Raw genomic sequence first — 6,612 nt, 5'->3', positions numbered from 1 at the left:
GGATAATCTTTTTCGGATTCAATCAATAATTGAACCGCTCTATCTCTGATTTCAGGGGTGTATTTTACTTTTTTCATCGGGACATTCTCTCAAGAAAAGTGGTCTCCGACAAACCCGGTACGGTTCAGTTATGTGGACACCAAAAAACAATATAAATCGCAAGATTTATCGCAACTTTTGCCTTGGTCTAATAATGAACTGGTGGTTGATGCCAGACTTAGATTCAATGCCAATACCTGCGACTTTACAAAATATGATGATGAACAAATTCAAAAGTTTAATCAGGACTTTTTTGCTTCAGAAGGTGAACAACTCTTTTCTAATATTCAGGTGAATGCAGCTTTGCTAACGGAACAGTTATATAAAGATACATGTCTAAGAGATATGCAAAATCAGGAAGTATATAGCTTTGATGTTGAGGATGATGAATTATCTATTTATCAGCATTTTCCAGATTCCGTAGAACTGAATATTCAGACTGGAAAATATGAGCAAGCTGTTAAAAGTGTCACTTTTAATATTGAACCAGCTCCTGATAATGCTTGGTTGAGTTTATCACCTGCGCAACTCAAGGAGCTAACATTAGAGTATGGGCTTGCAGTGCAAGAGGGATGTAAGTTGTCTTTGTCTGTTTATAATGACCAAAGCCCGCAGTGGATATACCATCTTGGGTTCGGGGTTTATCACTGATCTGTTATTGATTAAATTTTATATGTATTTCCAGATTGCTTTTGATTAAATCGGATGGTTTATATTCAATTCAATAAATGAATATTATGCTCAATCCTATTTTGGATCATTTGGAGAGTTTCAGATCTAATTTGTTCAGGTAATAGATCATGAGCAATCTTCGTAAATCGGCTGGCAACTTCGCAAATTGAGTTAATCATTTCATCAACCTCTTGAATAGAAAGCTCTGCTTCCTGAATGCCCAGTTTGACAATGGCAGACCGAGTAATATCCAGTGCTTCACCCATAATATCCATTTGATGATATCCACCTGGGCCTTCACAGAAAGTAACGTCGTAGGCTGGGGCGAGTTTCCATTGTCCATTTTGAGACATTAAAAACGAAAAGTTTTTGCAATGATCATCTCGATTATTGAACACCACATTGAAAACAGCGCGCTTGAATGCAATCGCTTTTTCGCGAATATCATTGGTACAAAAGTGTGTAGCACGAAGAAAGTTGCTGTAGTCTAAACTCCCAGGTGATTTAAAATCAGCCCCTGTAAAGGCAGCTAAACTTTGCATAGGGATGCGCATGCCATCGCAGCGGTCAAATCTTTTTGAGGCAAATGCAGTTAGGCCATTCGGAAGAGTGAAGTATTGGGTGTCTGGGGTGTCAATATGACAATGACGCAAACATTCTGCATAAACAGTTTCAATTGCACAAACTTCAGGATGCTCTTGCTGAGCGGGAAATTTGATCAGCCAAGCTTCATGTTGATGTGAGTGAACTGTTGAGAATTCATTAGTGACAGGATCACGATAAACAAGTGCTTTTGGCCTTGCACCTTGTGGAGACCCGCCCATAATTAATAAATGCTGTAAAAATTCGGCACCTTCTCCTTTGAGAACTTCCTGAACTTCTTGAGCGAGTCTTAGCAATGGAATATTTTCAGCTAATGTTAACTCGGATGCTGAAGGTTCAAAGGATAATGCCCCCATTGCATGTGTACTAATATACGTGAGGCGTTCTAAAGGCCCAACTCGTGCTGGATTAAGTCCATTTTTTTTAAATAAGCGATCCATCAGGAGCATGCCCCAGCCATCGGGTAAGGCATCGTATATAGGGCCTGGTAATCCCATTTGATGTGCAGGAAAGTTCTTTCTTAATGGGTCACCTTTTAGCGGAAGTAGGTAAGATGAAAGCTCTAAACCTTTACTAATTGCTTCTGCGCTGTATTCAAAAGCAATCAATGGTCGACCTGTGATTGCAGTTGAGGAAACTAGTGTGCCCCAAAGCCAATATTCGCCCCATCCATTGTAGTAAACATCAAGTTTTTTGAGCATGGATTCATTTCCTTTTGATACGTTGGCGAGCCGTATTACTCTCATAGCGGAGCATGTCATCTACACTATTTAAATGTGGTTTGAAAAGTTCCTCTAATTCTTTTAATCGGCCGAGCACCATGGCAACACGTACTAAATTTTCAAATGAAACATTTCGACCAGCTTCTAGATTAGATACAGTATTCACACCAATACCCGCACGCGCAGCAACATCTGCCTGAGTCATTTCCAGATAAAGACGTTCTTTACGAAGCCTCTCACATAATAAAGCAACAACTTCTTCAGGTTTTTTGAATATTAAATCCATAATATTGTGTTTTACATTGTGATATCACCATTAAAACACAAAAAAATGGATTTATGAAATTATGCCAGTTGGTCGATAATGAGATGCTTGATTGGCTGATGAGATTCTATTGGATTAAAGAAATCTAATGATTTTAATGCATTTATTTTTTGCAACTACCTACGAATATGTCGTATTTGGGGCCCGAAACTGTGAAATAAAAGATAATAAAGAAAGTATGATTGGGGATAACATAATATAAAATCAATAAAAAAGCCTCAATCTTTCGATTGAGGCTTTTTGAATTTGGAGCGGGAAACGAGACTCGAACTCGCGACCCCAACCTTGGCAAGGTCACCGATATTTATTCTATTAAATTACATTAATTATAAGTATATGATTTAATTGGTGGTATGTGGTTTGTGGTAGGGTGAATTTTTGATGAATTTAGATCATTTAATGTTATTTTGGTCACTTTATTTTAGACGTTTTAGTTTATAAAAGTCACCTATGTTTTGATCCTGATTTTTCATATTAACAATAACATTATATTGTTTAATATAATGATTATTAATAATTTATAAATCGACTACAACATGTAGTAGCGAAGATGCTCAAAATGCACTTACTACGTAACATCAGTTAAATAAAAGTCTCCCACAAACCCGGTACGGTTCAAATTTTATGATGAGAGGGGTGTTGCCTGGGGCTACAGTTTCTGTTTTGCCTTTTGGCGTAAGACGTACAAATATAAGCTTTCTACTTTTTCACGTGCCCATGGTGTGGTACGCAAGAATCGCAATGATGATTTAACACTTGGGTCTATGCAAAAACATCTAATTTCAATTTTACGACTTAAACCTTCAAAGCCACCGTAGTAATCCAATAATTCATCCAAAATGTCAGCAAGTTTTTTGCCGTGTAAAGGGTCATTGGAGGTGTTCATAATAGATAAATCGTATTTTGGGTGGTCATTATTATAACCTGGGCTAGTTGGAAAACTAGAGAGTTGGAATGTAGGTAATGATGGACTGAATAACCACCAAAATTCTGGAGCACACCCAACCATAGGGTGATGCATCATATATATGACTTGGTAATCCCATTTGCTGTGTAGGAAAGTTTTTTCTTAATGGGTCACCTTTTAACGGAAGTAGGTAAGAGGAAAGCTCTAAACCTTTACGGATCGCTTCAGCACTGTATTCAAAGGCAATTAATGGTTGACCTGTGATTGCTGTTGAGGAGACCAGTATACCCTAAAGCCAATATTCACCCCATCCATTGTAGTAAACATTAAATTTTTCGAGCATGGATTTATTTCCTTTTGATACGTTGGCGAGCCGTATTACTCTCATAGCGAAGAATATCATCTACACTGTTTAAATGAGGTTTGAAGAGTTCCTCTAATTCTTGTAATCGGCCCAGGACCATGGCAACGCGTACTAAATTTTCAAATGAAACATTTCGACCTGCTTCTAGATTGGATACTGTATTCACACCAATACCAGCACGTGCAGCAACATCTGCCTGAGTCATTTCCAGATAAAGTCGTTCTTTACGAAGCCTCTCATATAATAATCCAACAACTTCTTCAGGTTTTCTGAATCTTAAATCCATAATATTGGGTCTTATGTTTGGATATGGCTATTAAGCCACAAAATAATGGAGTTATAAAATGTGTCGGTTGATCGGTGAAAAGGTGCTTTATTGGGTGATTAGATCCTATTAGATTAAAGAAGTCTAATTAGACATTTACAATCTAATAGCGTCTAACAACTTGCTTTAAGCTCAATCAGTTTCACGTGGTGTCGCGAGGAACTGGGATTTGCTATCAGGTCAATTTGGAATATCTGGCACAAGTGGTCTGGAGAAACGAGGTTGATGGGTAGGGCTTTGCCTTATTCGGTACCGATTCACAATTTATTCATCATATTCTGAAAATATTTCTTCAATTTCATCCCACTGCGGCAATTTATGATTTTTTTTATTCACTTCGAATTGTAAACCAACACCATCAAGCACACGTTCAAATATGTCAAATGAACCTGTAAAATGGCCATTTTCCATCTCTGAAATTGTTGTTTTATTGACTTGAATTTTTTCTGCAAGGCTTTTCTGTGTATAGCCTAACCCTTTTCTTGCCAAACGTATTTCTTTACCTATTTCACCTCGTGTAGCCATTTTTTCTCCCGAAATTTGTTAGCTATATAGCAAACTTTTAACTAATTATGGTTAATGTTCGCTATATAGCAAACTTTTATAATGATTCTTGAATAGCTAAATTGAACTTATAAGATTCAATTTAGCCTCGAATTAGGTTAATAGAATCCATATATGTATGACAGTTCTCAATAATGAGGCAGTTGTATACCTCTTGAGAAGAGGAACTTCTTATACCTTGAATTTGAATTATTAGACAAAATTATGACTTTTAATTTTCTGTGTAATGAAGCTTTGTATTTCTTAATATTTACCCTGAAGCCGAAGTCCTTCAACTACGTTTAATACAGTAGCTAATCCCTGAGTAGTCTGAATCTGTTTTATCGGAATGCCTTTGGTTAGCTTATTTGGTGACTTCATAAAATGCTGCATCCATTTAGCCTCTCCACCTGTTAGAGCATCTAGTGATATCGCAATACGAATTAAAATAATTGCGAGTTCTCCCTGACTTGAATCGGGATCTAACTCAAGCGAATTTAAAGTTTCCACTGAATCTAAATTGAGAACGATAGCAAGCTGGCTCTGTGTCAAACCAAGTTGATTCGCAGATGATAAAACAGCTTTAGCTAATACCTTTTTTTGTTTTGCAATTTTTTCTGGTGTTTTATGCATGACTGATCTCTGTTTCAGACGTTGCTGATATCTAGAGTTTATACTATTTGATTATCGTTTCTCAGAGTTAAAATTTTTATTACAAACAGCTTAAGGATGAGAAACTATCATGAGATACATCAGTAACTTGAATACTCCAAGTGCTTTTGCATCTTTACTTTTGAAGCAGAACTTAATTCGCCTTTCATTTCCGTTCAGGCTGAAGTTTTTTGAACCTAATGGGCTGAATAGCCACCAAAATTCTAGACACACATAATCATCTTTTGATGGGCCTTTTCATAATCTAATGGAGAACGCTGACCATTGGAACCATGTCTGCGTTTTGAATTGTAGAACATCTCAATATATTCAAAGATATCCGACCTTGCTTCAGTCCTGGTCGCATAGATTTTCTTTTTAATTCGTTCCCGCTTTAATAGCTGGAAGAAGCTTTCTGCAACAGCATTGTCATGGCATGAGCAGTGTACTGCGCAAGTCGACGACTCATACTACTTTCAAGATTATGATGCTTGAGAAATGTCTGCCATTCATGACTGGTGTATTGGCTGCCTTGGTCAGAATGGATTAGGACTTTGTTCTTTGGGTTTCTTCGCCACAAAGCCATCAATAACGCATCTAAAACCAGATCTGCCGTGATTCTGGATTTCATAGACCAGCCAACAACAAGACGTGAAAACAGGTCAATCACAACTGCGAGATATAGCCACCCTTCATGAGTGCGGATATAAGTGATGTCAGTCACCCACAGCTGGTTGGGCTGAGTTGGATTAAATTGTCGGTCTAAAGTGTTTGCGGCAACGACAGCCGGAACACCAGCATGAGCTCTAGGTTTACGATAACCACGCTGCGATTTAAGACCATTCGCCTTCATGAGCCGATGTACTCGATTAATCCCGCAACTTTCACCAATATCTTTCAAATCACAGTGAATCTTGCGATAGCCGTAGACTCCACCAGATTCCAGCCAGAACTGTTTAATCAGTCCTGAAAGCTGTTGCCGTTTCCTCGCAGTTTTACTGGTGGGTTGCTTTAACCAGGCGTAATAACCACTGTGATGCACATCTAAAGTTGAACATAAACGACGAACAGGCCATATGTGCTGATTGTCCTGAATAAAGGCGTACCTCATTTGGACTGGCTTGCGAAGTACACCGCGGCCTTTTTTAGAATATCTCTTTCTTCTGTAACTCGTTGCAGCTCTTTTTTTAACTTTGCTAATTCTGCACTTGGATCATTAGATTCTGTTATCTTGGGTTGCTGTGGATCATAACGTTTGATCCAGGCATACAGACTATGGGTGGTGGTTCCTAAACGTGCAGCAACTTCGGCCACACTATGACCTTTCTCAGTAACTTGCTTTACTGCTTCAATTTTAAATTCTTCAGGGTATCGTTTACTGCTCATAAGCACCTCGTTAATTAGCCATTTTATCTAACTAAAAGGTGTCTACAAAATCGGTGGCTATTCAGGCAGTCCATT

At 38.1% G+C, this 6,612-nt stretch carries 10 protein-coding genes and 2 pseudogenes; 2 read left to right on the top strand and 10 right to left on the bottom strand.

The window, feature by feature from the left end:
- Positions 1-132: 132 nt before the first annotated feature.
- The gene (locus FTU92_RS02205) at positions 133-690 is read left to right on the top strand and encodes a hypothetical protein (RefSeq protein WP_154320192.1); all 558 of its coding nucleotides are present in this window, start codon (positions 133-135) and stop codon (positions 688-690) included.
- A 65-nt stretch (positions 691-755) separates the two neighbouring features.
- Here the strand turns inward: FTU92_RS02205 and FTU92_RS02200 are convergent, their stop codons facing one another.
- The 5 genes and pseudogenes from FTU92_RS02200 to FTU92_RS02180 form a co-directional block, all read right to left on the bottom strand.
- A complete protein-coding gene (locus FTU92_RS02200) occupies positions 756-2,015 on the bottom strand; it encodes a type II toxin-antitoxin system HipA family toxin (protein ID WP_131261189.1) in 1,260 nt (419 codons plus the stop codon).
- 4 nt (positions 2,016-2,019) lie between these two features.
- The gene (locus FTU92_RS02195; protein ID WP_070153706.1) at positions 2,020-2,322 is read right to left on the bottom strand and encodes a helix-turn-helix transcriptional regulator; all 303 of its coding nucleotides are present in this window, start codon (positions 2,320-2,322) and stop codon (positions 2,020-2,022) included.
- A 688-nt stretch (positions 2,323-3,010) separates the two neighbouring features.
- Entirely contained in the window at positions 3,011-3,247 is a 237-nt protein-coding gene (locus FTU92_RS02190) for a VF530 family DNA-binding protein (RefSeq protein ID WP_035268632.1), read from the bottom strand.
- Positions 3,248-3,362: 115 nt separating this feature from the next.
- Positions 3,363-3,554 (bottom strand): annotated as a pseudogene (locus FTU92_RS02185) (type II toxin-antitoxin system HipA family toxin); the annotation flags it as partial.
- A gap of 61 nt (positions 3,555-3,615) precedes the next feature.
- Positions 3,616-3,918 carry a helix-turn-helix transcriptional regulator gene (locus FTU92_RS02180; protein ID WP_104489548.1) on the bottom strand — a complete coding sequence of 101 codons (303 nt, stop codon included), beginning with the start codon at positions 3,916-3,918 and terminating at the stop codon, positions 3,616-3,618.
- Between the two features lie 173 nt (positions 3,919-4,091).
- Between FTU92_RS02180 and FTU92_RS14230 the strand changes: the two are divergent.
- Positions 4,092-4,187: pseudogene (locus FTU92_RS14230) on the top strand (hypothetical protein); the annotation flags it as partial.
- A gap of 34 nt (positions 4,188-4,221) precedes the next feature.
- Here FTU92_RS14230 and FTU92_RS02175 read toward each other — a convergent pair.
- The 5 genes from FTU92_RS02175 to FTU92_RS14040 form a co-directional block, all read right to left on the bottom strand.
- A complete protein-coding gene (locus FTU92_RS02175; RefSeq protein WP_180060858.1) occupies positions 4,222-4,482 on the bottom strand; it encodes a helix-turn-helix domain-containing protein in 261 nt (86 codons plus the stop codon).
- A gap of 282 nt (positions 4,483-4,764) precedes the next feature.
- Positions 4,765-5,133 (bottom strand): MbcA/ParS/Xre antitoxin family protein, encoded by a 369-nt coding sequence (locus FTU92_RS02170; RefSeq protein ID WP_104488357.1) that lies wholly within the window; start codon positions 5,131-5,133, stop codon positions 4,765-4,767.
- Between the two features lie 242 nt (positions 5,134-5,375).
- The gene (locus FTU92_RS14050; RefSeq protein WP_228152979.1) at positions 5,376-5,534 is read right to left on the bottom strand and encodes an IS3 family transposase; all 159 of its coding nucleotides are present in this window, start codon (positions 5,532-5,534) and stop codon (positions 5,376-5,378) included.
- 11 nt (positions 5,535-5,545) lie between these two features.
- Positions 5,546-6,352, bottom strand: coding sequence for an IS3 family transposase (locus FTU92_RS14045; protein WP_373685398.1), 807 nt, complete (start codon positions 6,350-6,352; stop codon positions 5,546-5,548).
- Entirely contained in the window at positions 6,259-6,537 is a 279-nt protein-coding gene (locus FTU92_RS14040; RefSeq protein WP_034675292.1) for an IS3 family transposase, read from the bottom strand. Before FTU92_RS14040 ends, FTU92_RS14045 begins: the two co-directional genes overlap by 94 nt.
- Positions 6,538-6,612: the final 75 nt, after the last annotated feature.

It is taken from the genome of Acinetobacter sp. YH12205 (assembly GCF_013418125.1).
Classification (GTDB): Bacteria; Pseudomonadota; Gammaproteobacteria; order Pseudomonadales; family Moraxellaceae; genus Acinetobacter; species Acinetobacter towneri.
This window is presented reverse-complemented; position numbering and strand designations above follow the sequence as displayed.

Bases quoted from the DNA above. Each gene is read 5' to 3' on its own strand.
- FTU92_RS02200 (WP_131261189.1), bottom strand. From the start codon at position 2,015: ATGCTCAAAAAACTTGATGTTTACTACAATGGATGGGGCGAATATTGG.
- FTU92_RS14040 (WP_034675292.1), bottom strand. From the start codon at position 6,537: ATGAGCAGTAAACGATACCCTGAAGAATTTAAAATTGAAGCAGTAAAG.
- FTU92_RS02180 (WP_104489548.1), bottom strand. From the start codon at position 3,918: ATGGATTTAAGATTCAGAAAACCTGAAGAAGTTGTTGGATTATTATAT.
- FTU92_RS02190 (WP_035268632.1), bottom strand. From the start codon at position 3,247: ATGAACACCTCCAATGACCCTTTACACGGCAAAAAACTTGCTGACATT.
- FTU92_RS02175 (WP_180060858.1), bottom strand. From the start codon at position 4,482: ATGGCTACACGAGGTGAAATAGGTAAAGAAATACGTTTGGCAAGAAAA.
- FTU92_RS02195 (WP_070153706.1), bottom strand. From the start codon at position 2,322: ATGGATTTAATATTCAAAAAACCTGAAGAAGTTGTTGCTTTATTATGT.
- FTU92_RS02170 (WP_104488357.1), bottom strand. From the start codon at position 5,133: ATGCATAAAACACCAGAAAAAATTGCAAAACAAAAAAAGGTATTAGCT.